This is a genomic window from Nocardia sp. NBC_01377 (assembly GCF_045040005.1).
GTDB lineage: Bacteria > Actinomycetota > Actinomycetes > Mycobacteriales > Mycobacteriaceae > Nocardia > Nocardia noduli.
Map to the genome: position 1 here is coordinate 8,080,577 of NZ_CP109566.1, position 16,086 is coordinate 8,096,662.

The following is a 16,086-nucleotide window of genomic DNA, read 5'->3' on the forward strand; positions in this document are numbered from 1 at the left end:
TATCAGGCGGACGCGGCGGTTCCCGCTTTCAGCGCACCTATCGCATCTATCCGCGCCGCCGCGTCGGTGACGATGCGTTCGATCAATTCCCGGCAGGTGGGCAGGTCGTCGATGATGCCGGTGACCTGTCCGGCCGCGAGCACTCCCGCGTGCGTGTCGCCCTCGACCAGTCCGGCGCGCAGCAGCATAGGGGTATTCGCGGCCATGACGACCTGGGACCAGGTCAGGTCCTTCTGTTTGCGCATGGCGAGGCCGTCGCGGACCAGGGTCGGCCATTTCATGCCGGTCATGCCCTTGAAGCGGGCGGCGTTGGCGACGGCCGCGCCGAGTCCGCGCCAGCGGCCGGAATGTTCGAGGCGTTGCACCAGTTCGGTGTTGAGCACCCGGTGCGGCATGCCGTCGACCTTCAGCGAGACGACGGTGTCCTGCAATTGCCTGCTCAGGTACTCCTGTTTGACCGCGTCGGGCACCGTGCTCTCCTGGGTGAGCAGGAAACGGGTGCCCATGGCGACGCCCGCCGCGCCGTAGGCGAGCGCGGCGGCCAGGCCGCGGCCGTCGAAGAAGCCGCCCGCGGCGACCACGGGGATGTCGACGGCGTCGAGGACCGAGGGCAGCAGCAGGGTGGTCGCGACCGGGCCGGTGTGTCCGCCGCCCTCGCCGCCCTGCACGATCACCGCGTCCGCGCCCCACGAGGCCACCTTCACCGCGTGTTTGGCCGCCCCGATCGACGGAATCACCACGACGCCCGCGTCTTTGAGTTTCGCGATCAGATCCTGTTCGGGTGCGAGCGCGAACGAGGCGACCGCCACCTTCTCCCGGATGAGCAGATCGATCCGCTCGGGCGCGTCGGTGGCATCGGCGCGAAGGTTCACGCCGAAGGGTTTGTTGGTGTGCGCCTTCGTTTTCGCGACGGCGGCTTCGAGTTCGGCGAAGGTCATGGTGGCGGAGGCGAGGATGCCGAGACCGCCCGCGTTCGAGGTCGCCGAGACCAGGCTCGGGCCCGCCACCCAGCCCATGCCGGTCTGCACGACCGGATGTTCGATGCCGACGAGTTCGGTCAACGGGGTCCGGATCGCGGGTGTCATGCCGGAACCTCGGATTCGCGAACCTTCTTGGGATCGAGCACATCCCGGATCAGGCGCAGTTCTTCGGCGGTTGGCCGCCTCGACTCGCCCGCCTCGGTCAGTCCAGCGATGTCGAACGAGGTGTTCTCCGCGACCTCGTCGGCGGTGACCCCGGGGTGCAGGCTGCGGGCCCGCATGGTGTGGTCCGGCCCTTCGAAATCGAAGACGCCCAGGTTGGTCACCACCCGGTGCAGGTGGTGGAAACGGAAGGCCGGATTGTCCGGGTCGATCTTGTCGTAGCCGACGCCGCTGACGATATCGACCGTCTCCACGAAAGTCCGCTTGTTGTGACGCGAAATCCAGTAACTGGTGGCGTGATTGAGAGTGTTGCCCGGTGCGCCGCGCACCCCGAACATCTGCCGGGTCGGCTGCTGCAACGGCCCGAACGCGGACAGGTTCTGGTTGCCGTGGCGGTCCACCTGGTTGGCGCCCATCACCACGTGACGACGGCCCGAGGCCACCACGTCGAAAACCTTGCGGAACGGGATCCAGCCCTCGATGGGGGATTTTCCGCCGATCGGGGGAGTCTCGGCGAACAGCAGCGCCTCACCGTCGGAGAGCAGCAGATCCGGTTCGGTGGTCAGTTTGGCCAGGCGTGCGCCGAGGATGGACATCGGCGACATCGGGGATGCCATGATCTCGCCCGCGCCCTCGAAGATCTCGGCGCACGCGACCGCGCAGATCTCGGCGCGGGTGACAGTGTCGGTGGATATCTCGGACATTCACGCCTCCTCGGTGGCGAACGCGCGGACGGCGGCCTGGTACTCGTCTTCGGAGACCGACAGGTAGGTGTCGACGAACTGCTGCCAGCCCTCCGGCGTCTTGGCCGACTCCACGTAGTGGCGCTGGAATTTCTCGTCTCGCCCGTAGTCGTCGCCCGCCAGGGTGAAGTGCGCGCCGCCGGGCGCCTCGACGACACCGTCGACCATCATGCGATTGAGCAGCAACGACGGCAGCGGAACGGATTTCACCAGTTCCTCGGTCTCCACCACGCGCTCCACCGACAGGTAGCGGCGCTGCGCGGCGAGGCAGTACAGGTCGTCGAAATAGGGGTCGACGCCGGTGTAGGCGGCATTGCCGTGTTTGTCGCCGATATTCAGGTGCACCAGCGCCGCGTCCAGATTCAGCGCGGGCATGGCGGTGAGCGTCTCGGGCTTGCCGTTCTCGCCGGGATAGGGCGAGGTGACCGTGCGCAATTCGCCGTCCCAGAAGTTGAACACGTCCGAGCCGAGACCCGCCCGGATCGGCAGGAAGGGCAGGCGCGCGGCGGCCGCCTCCAGCCCGCATTTCAGCATGCCCTCGTCCATCTCGCGGGCCACCAGCGCGCCGGAGGTGCGTGCCTTCGCGAACCACGGGTCGTAGAACGGCGCCGAATCGAGGGAGACGAATCCGTAGTACGCCTTGCGCACCTTGCCCGCCGAGCAGAGCAGTCCGAGATCGGGGCCGCCGTAGCTCACCACGGTCAGGTCGGTGATGTCCGAGCGCAGGATGGCTCGGACCAGCGCCATCGGCTTGCGCCGGGAACCCCAGCCGCCGATACCGATGGTCATGCCGCTGCGCAGCTCGCCGACGACCTCGTCGAGCGACATTCGCTTGTCTCGCATGGTGTGTGCCTACTCCCCGCTCTTACGCGCGGCCAGATCGTCGTCGAATCGGGCCCTGATCTCGTCGGCGACGCCCGCCAGATTCAATTCGAAGGTGAAACCCTGCTCGTACCGGTAACTGCGGTGCACGTCCTGGGTGTCGATCCCGTTCAGCGCCCGCTTGGCGGCGCGGATCACCCGGCCGTCCTTGGCCGCGATGTTCTCGGCGACCTTCAACGCCGCCGCGTCGAGTTCGGCGCGCGGCACCACCTGGTACACCGAGCCGTGGTGATGCAGCTGCTGCGCGGTGATGGTGCTCGCGGTGAAGAACAGCGCCCGCATCAGATGCTGGGGCACCAGCCGCGACAGGTGGGTGGCCGCGCCGAGCGCGCCGCGGTCGACCTCGGGAAGTCCGAAAGTGGCGTCGTCCGAGGCGATCACGACATCGGCGTTGCCGACCAGGCCGATGCCGCCGCCGAGGCAGAAACCCTGCACCGCCGCGATCACCGGGACCGGGCAGTCGTAGACGGCGGCGAAGGCCTCGAAGCAGCCCTGGTTGGCGTCGATGAGCGCCTGATGACCCGGTTTGCTCTGGATCTCCTTGATGTCGACACCCGCGTTGAACCCGCGATTCTCCGCGCGCAGCACCACGACCTTGGTCTTCTGGTCGCGCCCCGCTTCGCGCACCTCGTCGGCGATGGCGAACCAGCCGTCCGTCGGTATGGCGTTGACGGGCGGATAGTCGACCGTGACCACGGCGATGCCGGTCGATTCGGAGTGACGGTTGATCCCCATCGGATGTCCTTCGTTGTCCCGGGCCTTCGGTGTCCACTGTCGGCGCCATTGGCAAAGCAAGCAGTTGCTTGGTAGGTTAGCACGGTGGCACTCGAAATCGATCTGGCCGGACGCGTTGTCCTCGTGACCGGCGGTGTGCGCGGAGTCGGCGCCGGTATCAGCCGGGTATTCCTCGAAGCGGGCGCCACCGTGGTGGCCTGCGCCCGGCGTCCGGCCGACCGACCCGTCGCCTTCGGCGCGCGCGAGATCGACTACCGGCCCTGCGACGTGCGCGACGCCGACGCGGTGCGCGGCCTGGTCGACGCCATCGTCGCCAGACACGGCAGGCTCGACCACGTGGTGAACAACGCGGGCGGCGCGCCGTTCGCGCCGTCGGCCACGGCGAGCAAGAATTTCAATACCAAGATCGTCGAACTGAATCTGATTGCGCCGCTGCTGGTTTCGCAGGCCGCCTACGGGGTCATGCGCGATCAGCCCGACGGTGGTTCGATCGTGATGATCTCCAGCGTCAGCGGTCACCGGGCCTCGCCCGGCACCGCGGCCTATGGCGCGGCGAAGGCCGGAATGGACAGCCTGACCCAATCCCTCTCGGTCGAATGGGCGCCGCTGGTTCGGGTGAACTCGCTGATCGTCGGCATGGTCGAAACCGAACTCAGCGAACTGCACTACGGCGACCGTGACGGCATCGACGCCGTCAGCGAGACAATTCCGCTGCGCAGGATGGCCACCCCGGAGGATATCGGCCGGTGCGCGGTCTTCCTGGCCTCGCCGCTCGCCGCCTACGTCAGCGGCGCGACACTGCTCGTGCACGGCGGCGGTGAACGCCCCGCCTTCCTCGCCGCGTCGACCGCCGAGATCGGCGCCGTGTCCACCCCCGAAAAGGCCTGAGAAGTATCCGGATACGAAAGAGGACAACAGGTATGGACGAGCAGATCTGCGCCGGGCGCACCGTGATCGTCACCGGCGCGGGTCGCGGCATCGGCCGCGCGCACGCGCTGGCCTTCGCCGCGGCGGGCGCCAATGTGGTCGTCAACGACATCGGCTCGACCCTGGACGGCGCGGCGACCGACGAGACGCCCGCCCAGCAGGTCGTCGGCGAGATCGAGGCACTGGGTGGCCGGGCCGTCGCCAACGGTGACGACGTCGCGGACTGGGAGGGTTCGCGGGCCCTGGTACGCCAGGCCGTCGACACCTTCGGCGGGCTCGATGTGCTGGTCAACAACGCCGGGTTCGTCCGGGACCGGATGCTGGTCAACCTCGGCGAGGACGAATGGGACGCGGTGGTGCGTGTCCACCTCAAGGGCCATTTCGCCACGATGCGGCACGCCGCCGAATACTGGCGCGGCGAATCGAAGGCGGGCAGGCCGGTCGACGCCCGCATCGTCAACACCAGTTCCGGCGCCGGATTGCAGGGCAGTGTCGGTCAGGGCAACTACGGCGCGGCCAAGGCGGGCATCGCCGGTCTGACCCTGACCGCCGCCGCCGAGTTCGGCCGCTACGGTGTCACCGTCAACGCCATCGCCCCCTCGGCGCGCACCAGGATGACCGAAACCGTTTTCGCCGAGATGATGGCCGCGCCGGAGGACGGCGGTTTCGACGCCATGGCCCCGGAGAACATCTCCCCGCTGGTGGTCTGGCTCGGCAGCGCGCAGTCGGCCTCGGTGACCGGCCGGATATTCGAGATCGAAGGCGGCAAGGTCGCACTCGCCGACGGCTGGCGTCACGGCATCGCGGTGGATCGCGGCGCGCGTTGGGCGCCAGATGAACTCGGCCCGGTGGTAGCCGATCTGATTGCCAAGGGAGTGCCGCCGGAACCCGTGTACGGCGCCTGAGCACGACAACGACGACGGTCCCCGGTGATGCTCGCATCGCCGGGGACCGTCGTCGTTTTCAGGCGGAAGTGAAGTGCGGTCGGCGGTCTCGTGCGCACGGTATGTGGCCGGGGTTTACTATGAGCGCCTATCCACGAAACCCGGAGGGTGTGGCGACCGGGGAGATCTGCGCTCGAACGATGAGGGGAAAGGCCGGCGCATGGCTATTGGTCGCACGATACGGGTGGCGATGGTTGCCGGGACGGTTGCCGGTATTGCGCTACTCGGTCCGGTGGCGGCCGTCGCCCAGCCGGGAAGCGGCAGCGCGGATTCCAGCGCGAGCGCGGGGGAGAACGCACCCGTCGCCGAGTCCGCCGAGGACTGGCAGTCACTCACCATTCCCGGACAGTCACTCGACGACTCCGAACCGATTCCGATTGCCTCGTCGGTGAATCCGGTCGGCGCCCACGGTGCCGCTGGCTCGGCGGCCGTCGGCTCGAGCGGAATATTCCTCGGGTCCGGGTCGGCGGGACTCGCGGCCATTCTCGGAACAGGTTCCGCCGGAGTGGGTTCGTTGCTCGGAACCGGATCCGCCGGAGTGGGTTCGTTGCTCGGTACCGGTTCCGGCGGTGTTCTGCTCGGTACCGGATCGACCGGTGTCGCGCTCGGATCGGGTTCGGCCGCAGTGGGAACAGGTTCGGCGGGGCTGGGTGCCGGACTCGGGGCGGGCTCCGCGGCGGCCGGTACCGGTTCGGCGGGTGTGGGTGCCGCGATCGGCACCGGTTCCGCCGCAGTCGGTTCCGCCGCACTGGGTACGGGCTCGGCCGCTGTCGGCTCGGCCGCGACCGGTTCGGCCGCCGTCGGCTCGGCGGCACCGCTGCTCCTGCTGCTCATTCCATTGCCGACGCCGTCGATCCCCCCGGTACCGCTCGCCGTTCCGCCGGTACAGATCCCCCCAATACCGCAACCTTTCTCGGCACTTCCCGTCGTCGCGCTACCGGCCCCCGCGGAGATACCACCGGACCCGCCGCAACCGCCCGCTCCACCGGCGTCGTCCATCCGGATCCCGGCGGGCCTCGATCCCGATGTGCGCCAAACCAGTTCGGCCGACGGGCTGCCGACGCCGAATATCCTCTCCGTGGTCGGCGGGCTGCTCGTCCTCGGGCTCGCGGGAGTCGGTTCCGGCGCGGTCAGTTTCCAGGGCGCCGCCGCGGCCCAGGCTCGCATCGATGCCGCGCGCGCCGAATTCTTCGGACCGAGATCGTGAGGAGGGGCAGATGAGTGAGAGCAGGACACGCAGCGGTTCCCGTTCCCATCGCAGGGTGGCGGCGGCGGTCGACGCCGTCTGCGCGGTGGCCGCGGATTCCGATGCGACCACACTCGACGAGGTGGTCGCGTCGATCGCGGACGAGCGGCGGCGCGAGATCGAGATCGCGAGTGCGCGATTGGGGCCGGGGGTCTGCGGGCAGCGTCGGTTCTATCCCGACCGGGACGTGATCGTCCTCGCCACCGCGCTGCCCGCTCGCGAGCACACGCTCGCCCACGAACTGGGCCATATCGTCTTCGATCACGAGGGCGTGCCCGCCTCGGAGGTGGTGCTGGAGGCCAGTGACGATCTCATCGCCTACATGCTCAGCCAGCGCGCGCACCAGCGGATCGTGGACGACGGCGCCGACGAACTCGCCGAATGGGAGGCGGAGACCTTCGCCGCCATGCTGATGACGCGGCTGCGGGTATTCAACAGCCGGGGCGCGGGCGTCTCGGTCCTCCGATTCGACGAGGCACTTGGATGACACTGTGGTCGACAGCCATGCTGGTCTGGATCGCCGCAGGCGCACGGGTGGGACGGGCCATGGTGAAACCCGCGACGACGGCACGGGTCGCGATCGTCGTCGCGGTCGCCTCGGTCGCGCTCGCCGCCACCGTCGCGGTTCCTGAAATCGCCCTCGCCGTCGACAATCTCCTTCCGCGCGGACTCGTCTCCGGTGCGCTGTCGGACGGTGTCGTCATCGCCGCGTGGCAGCTCTTCGCGATCGCCACCTCGGTGGTCGCGGCGGCGGCCTGGCCGGTGGTGTCGCGGGCGAATCTGCGGCGAGTCGCCACCTTTACATACGGGGGCGGCGCTGTCACGGTGACGCTCACGCTGTTCTGGTCGTTCACGTTCGGTTGGCTGGTCACCGCGCTCGCCAGCGCCTTCGTCGTCGTCACCGGTGTCCGGAATCTGGATTGGACCACGCTGGGGCGAGGTATCGCGATCTACACCGGTGGCACCGCGCTCGTCGCAGCGATGTCGGCCGCGCAGATCCGCCGGGCCGTCACCGACGCGCCCCGTGCCTTGCCCGGCGAACCGGATTGGGGCTGGCCGCTATTCGCCGCCGCCGCCCTGCTCGTCGCGTTCGGCGCGGTATGGATCGTGGTCGAGTTGTGGCTGCGGGCCCGGCTGCTGCTGCGTCGGATCGGACCGCTGCACCGGACCATGATCGAACGCTTCCCGGAGGTGATCGCGCACGGTCGGCCCGGTACTTCCACCCAGCTGACGGCATCCGATCAGGTGGCCCAGATCATGGACGCGCTCTACCTACAGTCCGGCGGCGGTGTCGAGTCGGTCGCGGCGGGAGTGCCGCCGCGCTCGATTCCCGAGCGTGCGGCGCGTGTCGCGGAGTGGGCGCGTAACCCTTTGGGTGACATCGTGATCGACGCGCGGTGGATCGCCCCGCCCGATGGGGTCAGCGCACGGGGGTGGGTCCGGGCGATCGCCCGATCCTTCCGGTCGGCCGATCGCGTCGGCGCGCGCAATTCCGTATACCGCTAGTACGGTATTCGGAGCACGGCCGAACACGGGAAGTCCGGGGCCACACCGAGTTCGAACAACCACATGGACAGAATCCGGATGAGTGTTTTGCCGTCGCTGATTACTAAAGTCCCTAATCGGGCGAAACGTACAGCCGCTACGGCGTCGGCGTATTCTCGACCGGCACCGCGCATTAAGGATCACGGGCAGGTGTTCGGGGCGCGGGGAGTTCGTGGCATCACTCGATTCCTGCCCCGACTCTCGGGGTCTTGCGAAATGCGCGGCCAAGCCCGGTGATCAACAGTAGAGTGGGGTGCGTTGTCGAATTCGTTTGCAAGGTAGGATGTGCGTACGTTTGGTTGTACGCGAGAATTGCGTAGCGGCAGCGCAAATGCGGGCCCGGCCATGATGATCGGCCGAACCCGCATTCCATGCAACACTTGCCGGGTACCCTCGGTCCGAAGACCTCGGGAGCCCGGCATCACGCCCGGAACCTCCGGAGCGCGACCGCCGAACCGCAACGTCACGGGCACTTTTCAGAGCACACGAAGTTCCGGATCGGCGAGAACGCGCCTATTCGGTACCGTCAGGCGGGATTTCGGGCAAGCCTTCGCTCGCTCGAAGCTTCTCCGCCATCGAGGTGAGGAGGTTCTGTGATTCTTCGGACAAATCGAACGCCCTGCTCGACAGCCGCCGCAGTCCATAGCCTTGCAGCTGGGACAACAGTTCCAGATCATGATCGATCTTGGCGGCATAGATGTCGTTGAAGAAGTAGTCCGGTTTGACCTTGAAGAACTTGGCCAGTGCAGCCACCGTTTCATCCGATGGATTCGTCCGTTGTCCCGACCGCAACTGTGAGAGATACGGTTTCGAGATCGGATGCCCGGAGGCTGTCAGTGCAGCCGCCACCTCTGCGTTGGTGTGCGGCTTGCGCCCCGGGGGATGCACGGTTTCGAACAGCTTGTTCAGCCGCGCCGCGAAATCAGCCATTGTGAGCCGCCCAATTCCCTTCGCTGTACTAACAGTCGTTATCTCGGATACGTATCATTGATATTAGCGGCTCAGTAACTGAAAACCTACGCCTGATTCAGGATTTCCTTGAAGCTTCCAGGTGTTGCTCCGGTGAAGTCACTGCGACCGACGCGTTTGCGGGTCACCCCAACGTCTCTTGTGAAGGCGTGGTACAGCCCGGTTCTAGCCCGTTGAGAAGGTCTTCCCCAACCGGTCGATGATAGCGAAAGAATAGCTGACATCTCATCTACTTGCGTGAACTGGGCTTTGTGTGGCGTACGACACGTTTTCGTGGATTTAAGATGAACGTTCAACTATTTCGGGGAATTGGGGCGATTCCTACAGCCGTTCGATGATCGTTCCTGTCGCCAATGCGCCACCGGCGCACATGAGCACCATCGCTGTACTGCGGCCCGTTCGCTCCAGCTCGTGCAAAGCCGTTGTGATCAAACGGGATCCGGTCGAGCCGACGGGATGCCCGATCGCGATCGCGCCACCGTTGACATTAACCCGATCGATGTCCGGGTTGTGGACGGAGACCCAGGAAAGAGCCACCGATGCGAATGCCTCGTTGATCTCGAACAGATCAATATCGTCGATTTTCATCCCGGAACGTTCCAGAAGGCGGGTGCACGCTTGAACCGGACCGTCCAGGTGGAACTCGGGCTCCGCGCCGACCACGACCTGGGTGAGGATGCGGGCGCGCGGACGCAAACCCTCTCGCTGCGCCACCTTTTCGTCCATCAGCAGTACCGCGGCCGCGCCGTCGGAGATCTGGGACGACGTTCCCGCCGTGTGGATCCCGCCCTCGAGGACCGGTTTCAGCGTCGAAAGGGCCTCGACAGAGGTCAGGCGCAAACCCTGATCCCGGGTGACATCCACCTTCTCGCCGGTCGGCGTGCCCTGCTTGTCGACGACGGGTGCGGTGACCGTCAGCACCTCGCGGTCGAAACGGCCCTCCGACCACGCCTGGGCGGCGAGGCGCTGCGACCGCACGCCGAATTCGTCGACGTCGGCGCGGGTGATGCCGCGCCGCTCGGCGATACGCTCGGCCGCCTCGAACTGGTTGGGCAGGTCGATATTCCACGACGCGGGCCTGCGCTGGCCCGCGTTCTCGCCGAGATTGGCGCCGAGCGGGACCCGGCTCATCGCCTCGACGCCGCAGGCCATGCCGATCTCGATGGCGTCGGCGGCGATGAGGCCCGCGATCAGGTGGTTGGCCTGCTGTGCCGAACCGCATTGGGTATCGATGGTCGTCGCGGCGGTCTGCCACGGCAGTCCCACGTGCAGCCACGCGACCCGGGCGATGTTGTTGGACTGCTCGCCCGCCTGGGTGACGCAGCCGCCGATGACCTGCTCGACCAGAGCCGGATCCAGGTGCGCCTTGTCCAGCAGTCCGCGCTGGGTGAGACCGAGAAGTTCGGCGGCGTGCAGGCCGGCGAGCTGTCCGCCGCGCTTGCCGATCGGGGTGCGAGCGGCCTCGACGATCACGGGTGTGCCCATGTCCAACCTTTCGTAAGGTCAAAGAAACTGAAACGTGTGCCAGGTATCCGGCCAGGTCTTCTTTACTAGTCCGTCCGCCTGTGCTGCAATGATTGTAGAACGTGTTTCAGTTTGTCGAAGGAGACATCTGGTGGTTGACACTGGGAACGCCCAGCCGCTGGCGACTGCCGGCAAGTCGCTCGAAACAGCTCCGAATGTGCCGGAAGGGTTCGACGTCACCGACCCGGCCATCTACGCCGAGCGGGTTCCGGTGGAGGAATACGCCGAGCTGCGTCGAACCGCTCCGGTATGGTGGAATCCCAAGTCCCCGAACACCGGCGGGTTCCAGGACGAGGGCTTCTGGGTGGTCAGCAAGCATGCCGACGTCAAAGAGGTGTCGCGGCGCAGCGATGTGTTCTCCAGCTACGAGAACACCGCGATCCCGCGTTTCAACGACGAGATCACCCGCGAACAGATCGAACTCCAGCGTTTCGTCCTGCTCAACAAGGACGCGCCGGAGCACACCAAACTCCGCAAGATCATCTCCCGTGGCTTCACCCCGCGCGCCATCAACAGCCTGCGCGAGGAGCTGACGGCGCGCGCCGAATCCATCGTGAAGGCGGCGGCCGAATCGGGCGCGGGCGATTTCGTCACCCAGGTCGCGTGCGAACTGCCACTCCAGGCCATCGCCGAGCTGATCGGCATCCCGCAGGAAGACCGTATGAAGGTCTTCACCTGGTCCAACGACATGACCAGCTACGACGACCCCGAAAGCGACGCCGATCCGGTGACCGCCTCGGCGGAGGTACTCGGCTACGCCTATCAGATGGCGGCCGCGCGCAAGGCCGAGCCCGCCGACGACCTGGTCACCACCCTGATCGAGGCCGATATCGACGGCGACAAACTCAGCGAAGAGGAATTCGGCTTCTTCGTGATCATGCTCGCCGTCGCGGGCAACGAGACCACGCGCAACGCCATCACCCACGGTATGAACGCGTTCATCGACAACCCCGATCAGTGGGAACTGTTCAAGAAGGAACGCCCCGCCACCGCGGCCGACGAGATCGTCCGGTGGGCGACCCCCGTCACCTCCTTCCAGCGCACCGCGCTGGAGGACACCGAACTCGGCGGCGTGCAGATCAAGAAGGGCGACCGGGTCGTCATGCTCTACCGGTCGGCGAATTTCGACGAGGACGTCTTCGAGAATCCGGAGAAGTTCGACATCACCCGCAAGGACAACGCGCACCTCGGCTTCGGCGGCACCGGCGCGCATTTCTGCATCGGCGCGAACCTGGCGCGGCTCGAGATCGATCTGATCTTCAACGCCATCGCCGATCACCTGCCCGACATCACCAAGGTCGGCGCTCCGAAGCGGCTGCGTTCCGGCTGGCTCAACGGCATCAAGGAATTCCCGGTGAACTACGGGACCGGTTCGGTCGCGCACTGACGCTGCGCGAACAAAGGGCCCCGAACCGGAATGCGGTTCGGGGCCCTTTCGCTGCCGGAGGGGAAGGCAGCGGCCTCAGTCGACGGGTTTCGTCGTGCTCATCGCGCGGTCGACTTCCCAGAACGCGCGCAGGGCGGCGATCCTGCCCGCGTCATCGACCTTGTAGGTGAACACGCCTTCCGCGTCGATCTGATGCCCACCGATACGGGTGCGGATGGTGCCGGTGAAGGCCACCTCCGACCCGCAGGCGAACGAGTCATCGAAGAGGAATTCGATGGAATCGGTTTTCGCAATCGCCAGATCCCAGAACGCCGCGATGGCCTCGGCACCGCGATGACCTTTACCCTCCGGGTCGAAACCCGAAGGCCCGACGGGATCTTCGACGATCCCATCGGCGGCGAACAGCGCCACCCAGGCCGCCTTGTCCTTGGCGCGCACCGCGGCCTGCGAGGCCAGCCCTGCCACCCTGGCCGGGTGCTCCGCGCTCATCGGCGTTCCGACCCGACGACCCACATCGAGAAGTACTGCGAACCGCCGCCGTAGGCGTGACCGAGTGCCTTGCGCGCACCGGCGACCTGGTAGTCACCCGCCTTGCCCATGACCTGCTTGGCGGCCTCGGCGAACCGGATCATGCCCGAGGCACCGATGGGATTGGAGGAGAGCACGCCGCCCGACGGATTCACCGGGATCCGTCCGCCGATCTCGGTCTCACCCTTGTCGGTCAGCTTCCAGCCGTCACCGGGGGCGGCGAAACCCAGATTCTCCAGCCACATCGGTTCGAACCAGGAGAACGGGACGTAGATCTCGGCGGCGTCGATCTCCTCGAGCGGATCGGTGATACCGGCCGCTTCCCACAGCGCGGCCGCGGCATCGCGGCCGGCCTGCGGACTGACCTGATCGCGTCCGGCGAAGGTCGTCGGTTCGGTGCGCATCGCGGTGGCGTGAATCCAGGCGACCTTCTGGCCGGTGGCTTCGATCGCGGTCGCGGATTCCTCGTCGCCGATCACCACGGCGCACGCGCCGTCGGAGGAGGGGCAGGTCTCGTCGAAACGGATGGGATCCCACAGCATCTGCGAGGCCAGCACCGAATCCAGGGTGATGTCGGCCTGCTGGAGGTGGGCGAGCGGATTCTTCGCGCCGTTGCGCCGATCCTTCACCGCGACCATCGCGCCGATATGGCTCGGCGCGTTCGACCGGCGAATATAGGAACGGACGTGCGGCGCGAAATACCCGCCCGCGCCCGCGCCGACCGGCATGGTGAACGGCACCGGAATCGAGAGCGCCCACATGGCATTCGATTCGGACTGCTTCTCCCAGGAGACCGCGAGCACCTTCTTGTGCACACCCGCCTGCACCAGATTGGCGGCGACCACGCCAGTCGAACCACCGACCGATCCGGCGGTGTGCACGCGCAGCAGTGGTTTACCCGTCGCACCGAGCGCGTCGGCCATGAACAGTTCGGGCATCATGACGCCCTCGAAGAAGTCCGGCGCTTTACCGACGACGACCGCGTCGATATCGGCCATGGTGAGACCGGAATCGAGAAGGGCGCGATCGATGGCCTCGCGGCACAGGCCCGCCATCGATACATCGGTTCGTTTCGTCACGTGATGCGTTTGTCCGGTGCCGAGCACGGCGGCGGGAAAGCTCATCGGGTCGCCTCCGAATCGAGAACGGTCACGAGGTTCTGTTGCAGTGCCGCGCCGCTGGTCGCATGGGCGAGCGCGCGGTTGGCTGTGCCCGCGATGATCGCCTCGGCGGCGAAGCCGATGCGCTCCAGCCCCGCGGCGAACATCGGGTTGGCCGCGAGCGCGCCACCGGACGGGTTCACTGTCGTCTCTGGTTTCAGGCCGATCGCCTCGGTCAGGATGAGCTGCTGATGACTGTAGGGCGCGTGCAATTCGGCGATATCGAAACCGCTGGTGTCACCGCCGGTGACCTGCTGTGCCGCAGCGGAGGTCGAAGGCGAGACGGTCAGATCCCGTGCGCCGAGCACCGGACTGTCGACGCGGTGCGCCATTCCGGTGATCCAGGCCGGACGCTCACAGAGTTCGCGTGCCCGGTCGCCGACCGCGAGCATGATCGCCGCCGCACCGTCGGTGATCGGCGCGACATCGTGGGCGCGCAGTGGATCGGCCACATACGGTGTGGCGAGCAGACTTTCGATATCGGCGTCGGAACCCGCGGCGACCGCGGCCATATCCCGTTCGGTCCAGCGTCCCGCATCGATGCCAGCGCGGGCCTGAAGTCCGGCGATGGACACCGAATCCGGCCACAGCGGGGCCACCACATACGGGTCCAGTTGCATCGTCAGGATCTGACGCAAGGTGCCCGCGGAGGACTTGCCGAAGCCGTAGACCAGCGCCGTGGTGGCCTGTCCCGACTTCAATTTCACGAACGCCTCGTACAGCGCCCAAGCCGCGTCCATCTCCACGTGCGATTCGTTGATCGGCGGCACCGCGCCGATCGAATCGATCGCGGAGATGAACGAAAAGGCGCGCCCGGCAAGGAAATCCGAGGAGCCCGAACACCAGAAGTCGATATCGGTCTTGGTGATGCCCAGACGGGTGTAGAGCTGCTGGAAACAGGGCACCAGCATCTCGACACCGTTGGTGGTGCCGTAGGTTTCCGGCACGTGTGGCGCGTGGGCGAAGCCCACGACCGCGATGTCGGTGGAACGCTCATTCATGATGGGGACAGCGCCTCTCAGAGGTGATGCTTGTAAGTGTCGTAGTCGGCATCGGGCTCGCCGGTCGGTTCGAAGTGGTCGACGTTCTCCAGGCCGAAACCCCACTCCTCGCGCGGTCGCCACACCGCCTTGACCCGCATACCCATGCGGACCTCGCTCGCATCGCAGCCGAGCACCAGGTGCAACACCGGGATATCGGCCCCGTCGAGCAGTACGTACGCGGCCACGTACGGTGGTTTGATGCGCTGTCCGAGGAACGGCACGTTCACTATGCAGTACGTGGTGACGGTGCCGTGATCGGAGAGTTCGATGAAATCGTTGGTCGGCAACCCGTTGGTCGGGTTCGCGCCGCGCGGCGGGAAGTAGACCTTGCCCTCGGCGTCGGTGCGAGCCCCGATCAGTTTGCCCTCGGCGAGTCCGCGCAGGTAGACGCTCTCCTGGGGCGAAGCCGTGTGCTTGTAGTCGAGATCGACCGGGGTGGTGAGCATCGTGACCGGTTCGGCATCCGTATCGGAATCCGGTGTGGCGGTCGAGGTTTCACCCGGTTCGAAGCAGACGATATCCCTGATGCTACCCTCGGTCCGCTCGGCCCACCTGGCCCGCACACGCAGTCCGGTGGCGATATCCTCCGGCGAGGCCACGTCGACGGCGTGCAACAGCGCCGAATCCGCGGCGTCCAGCTTGATCAGCGCCCACGCGAACGGGCGGTCGAACGGCTGTCCCGGCAGGGTGTCGCGCACCCAGGTCCAGGACTGGACGGTGCCCACATCGGCGACGTCGACGAATTCGGTCAGCGGTTCGGCCGTCACCGGATCGTATTCCGACGGCGGCACGAGCACCCGCCCATCCGAACCGCGCACGCCGACGACCCTGCGGGCACGCAAACCGGTGAGAAACGCGCCGATGGTCGGACCGACCGACCGTGTGTAGTCGAAGCGCACCCGCAGGGGAGCGCTGAGCACATCGGTGCTGATCCCCGGGTCGCTCTGCTCCAGCTGGCTGGCGTTCAATTCCGACCCTTTCTGGTAATTGGCGGCCCGGGGGCCGCGGGTTCGCGGCCCCTTTTGTCTCGCGTCCGAGCGGTCGATACTCGCGACTTCGTCGCATTGTCTCGACCGCTCGGACGCGAGACGGCCGCGAACGGTCGCTCGTAAGACTCGCTCCGTGGGGGGCGAGGTGGGGGTGGACGGTTGCTTGGGGGGTTTGCCCCGAGGTGGGGTTCGTGCGAACCGCCTGTTTTTGTGTTTGCCCGGTGGGGGTGGGGGTTCGTGCGAACCGCCTGGCTTTGGGTTGGCCCGGTGGACTGGGGCGGGGCGGAGGGGCGCTTCCGGTGCTTGCTCGGGGGGCGCGAGG

The 16,086-nt window shown here is 66.8% G+C and carries 16 protein-coding genes; 6 read left to right on the forward strand and 10 right to left on the reverse strand.

What is annotated here, in order from left to right:
• Positions 1-2: 2 nt before the first annotated feature.
• The 4 genes from OG225_RS37210 to OG225_RS37225 are packed head-to-tail and all read right to left on the reverse strand — an operon-like array spanning position 3 to position 3,502.
• Entirely contained in the window at positions 3-1,085 is a 1,083-nt protein-coding gene (locus tag OG225_RS37210) for an NAD(P)H-dependent flavin oxidoreductase (RefSeq protein ID WP_405179378.1), read from the reverse strand.
• A complete protein-coding gene (locus OG225_RS37215) occupies positions 1,082-1,846 on the reverse strand; it encodes a CoA-transferase subunit beta (protein WP_405179379.1) in 765 nt (254 codons plus the stop codon). The genes OG225_RS37210 and OG225_RS37215 overlap by 4 nt, the downstream gene beginning before the upstream one ends.
• Entirely contained in the window at positions 1,847-2,728 is an 882-nt protein-coding gene (locus OG225_RS37220; protein WP_405179380.1) for a CoA transferase subunit A, read from the reverse strand.
• 9 nt (positions 2,729-2,737) lie between these two features.
• Positions 2,738-3,502, reverse strand: a complete 765-nt coding sequence (locus OG225_RS37225; protein ID WP_216913315.1) for an enoyl-CoA hydratase family protein — start codon at positions 3,500-3,502, stop codon at positions 2,738-2,740.
• A gap of 84 nt (positions 3,503-3,586) precedes the next feature.
• Here OG225_RS37225 and OG225_RS37230 point away from each other — a divergent pair, with 84 nt between their 5' ends.
• From OG225_RS37230 to OG225_RS37250, 5 genes are all read left to right on the forward strand, one after another.
• Positions 3,587-4,390, forward strand: coding sequence for an SDR family oxidoreductase (locus OG225_RS37230; protein WP_405179381.1), 804 nt, complete (start codon positions 3,587-3,589; stop codon positions 4,388-4,390).
• A gap of 32 nt (positions 4,391-4,422) precedes the next feature.
• The gene (locus tag OG225_RS37235; RefSeq protein ID WP_405179382.1) at positions 4,423-5,334 is read left to right on the forward strand and encodes an SDR family oxidoreductase; all 912 of its coding nucleotides are present in this window, start codon (positions 4,423-4,425) and stop codon (positions 5,332-5,334) included.
• 199 nt (positions 5,335-5,533) lie between these two features.
• Positions 5,534-6,580, forward strand: a complete 1,047-nt coding sequence (locus OG225_RS37240) for a hypothetical protein (RefSeq protein WP_405179383.1) — start codon at positions 5,534-5,536, stop codon at positions 6,578-6,580.
• Between the two features lie 10 nt (positions 6,581-6,590).
• Complete coding sequence (locus tag OG225_RS37245; protein ID WP_109525171.1) at positions 6,591-7,106, forward strand: ImmA/IrrE family metallo-endopeptidase; 516 nt, start codon at positions 6,591-6,593, stop codon at positions 7,104-7,106.
• A complete protein-coding gene (locus tag OG225_RS37250; protein WP_405179384.1) occupies positions 7,103-8,125 on the forward strand; it encodes a hypothetical protein in 1,023 nt (340 codons plus the stop codon). The genes OG225_RS37245 and OG225_RS37250 overlap by 4 nt, the downstream gene beginning before the upstream one ends.
• Before the next feature lie 552 nt (positions 8,126-8,677).
• Here OG225_RS37250 and OG225_RS37255 read toward each other — a convergent pair.
• Together OG225_RS37255 and OG225_RS37260 are read right to left on the reverse strand one after the other, a co-directional pair.
• Complete coding sequence (locus tag OG225_RS37255; protein WP_011207048.1) at positions 8,678-9,094, reverse strand: helix-turn-helix domain-containing protein; 417 nt, start codon at positions 9,092-9,094, stop codon at positions 8,678-8,680.
• A gap of 360 nt (positions 9,095-9,454) precedes the next feature.
• A complete protein-coding gene (locus OG225_RS37260; RefSeq protein WP_405179385.1) occupies positions 9,455-10,618 on the reverse strand; it encodes a steroid 3-ketoacyl-CoA thiolase in 1,164 nt (387 codons plus the stop codon).
• Between the two features lie 130 nt (positions 10,619-10,748).
• Here OG225_RS37260 and OG225_RS37265 point away from each other — a divergent pair, with 130 nt between their 5' ends.
• A complete protein-coding gene (locus OG225_RS37265; protein WP_405179386.1) occupies positions 10,749-12,044 on the forward strand; it encodes a cytochrome P450 in 1,296 nt (431 codons plus the stop codon).
• Positions 12,045-12,119: 75 nt separating this feature from the next.
• Here OG225_RS37265 and OG225_RS37270 read toward each other — a convergent pair whose 3' ends face one another.
• Genes OG225_RS37270 through OG225_RS37285 form a run of 4 tightly spaced genes read right to left on the reverse strand, consistent with a single transcriptional unit; the run spans position 12,120 to position 15,743 of the window.
• A complete protein-coding gene (locus tag OG225_RS37270; protein WP_405179387.1) occupies positions 12,120-12,533 on the reverse strand; it encodes a nuclear transport factor 2 family protein in 414 nt (137 codons plus the stop codon).
• Entirely contained in the window at positions 12,530-13,696 is a 1,167-nt protein-coding gene (locus OG225_RS37275) for a thiolase domain-containing protein (protein WP_216913330.1), read from the reverse strand. The genes OG225_RS37270 and OG225_RS37275 overlap by 4 nt, the downstream gene beginning before the upstream one ends.
• On the reverse strand, positions 13,693-14,733 hold the full coding sequence (locus OG225_RS37280; RefSeq protein ID WP_405179388.1) for a thiolase domain-containing protein: 1,041 nt from the start codon (positions 14,731-14,733) through the stop codon (positions 13,693-13,695). The genes OG225_RS37275 and OG225_RS37280 overlap by 4 nt, the downstream gene beginning before the upstream one ends.
• 17 nt (positions 14,734-14,750) lie before the next feature.
• The gene (locus OG225_RS37285) at positions 14,751-15,743 is read right to left on the reverse strand and encodes a Zn-ribbon domain-containing OB-fold protein (RefSeq protein WP_405179389.1); all 993 of its coding nucleotides are present in this window, start codon (positions 15,741-15,743) and stop codon (positions 14,751-14,753) included.
• Between the last annotated feature and the right edge of the window lie 343 nt (positions 15,744-16,086).

Coding starts and splice junctions, on each gene's coding strand:
- OG225_RS37235 (WP_405179382.1), top strand. CDS start 4,423: ATGGACGAGCAGATCTGCGCCGGGCGCACCGTGATCGTCACCGGCGCG.
- OG225_RS37225 (WP_216913315.1), bottom strand. CDS start 3,502: ATGGGGATCAACCGTCACTCCGAATCGACCGGCATCGCCGTGGTCACG.
- OG225_RS37275 (WP_216913330.1), bottom strand. CDS start 13,696: ATGAGCTTTCCCGCCGCCGTGCTCGGCACCGGACAAACGCATCACGTG.
- OG225_RS37240 (WP_405179383.1), top strand. CDS start 5,534: ATGGCTATTGGTCGCACGATACGGGTGGCGATGGTTGCCGGGACGGTT.
- OG225_RS37255 (WP_011207048.1), bottom strand. CDS start 9,094: ATGGCTGATTTCGCGGCGCGGCTGAACAAGCTGTTCGAAACCGTGCAT.
- OG225_RS37260 (WP_405179385.1), bottom strand. CDS start 10,618: ATGGGCACACCCGTGATCGTCGAGGCCGCTCGCACCCCGATCGGCAAG.
- OG225_RS37270 (WP_405179387.1), bottom strand. CDS start 12,533: ATGAGCGCGGAGCACCCGGCCAGGGTGGCAGGGCTGGCCTCGCAGGCC.
- OG225_RS37210 (WP_405179378.1), bottom strand. CDS start 1,085: ATGACACCCGCGATCCGGACCCCGTTGACCGAACTCGTCGGCATCGAA.
- OG225_RS37280 (WP_405179388.1), bottom strand. CDS start 14,733: ATGAATGAGCGTTCCACCGACATCGCGGTCGTGGGCTTCGCCCACGCG.
- OG225_RS37245 (WP_109525171.1), top strand. CDS start 6,591: ATGAGTGAGAGCAGGACACGCAGCGGTTCCCGTTCCCATCGCAGGGTG.
- OG225_RS37220 (WP_405179380.1), bottom strand. CDS start 2,728: ATGCGAGACAAGCGAATGTCGCTCGACGAGGTCGTCGGCGAGCTGCGC.
- OG225_RS37250 (WP_405179384.1), top strand. CDS start 7,103: ATGACACTGTGGTCGACAGCCATGCTGGTCTGGATCGCCGCAGGCGCA.
- OG225_RS37215 (WP_405179379.1), bottom strand. CDS start 1,846: ATGTCCGAGATATCCACCGACACTGTCACCCGCGCCGAGATCTGCGCG.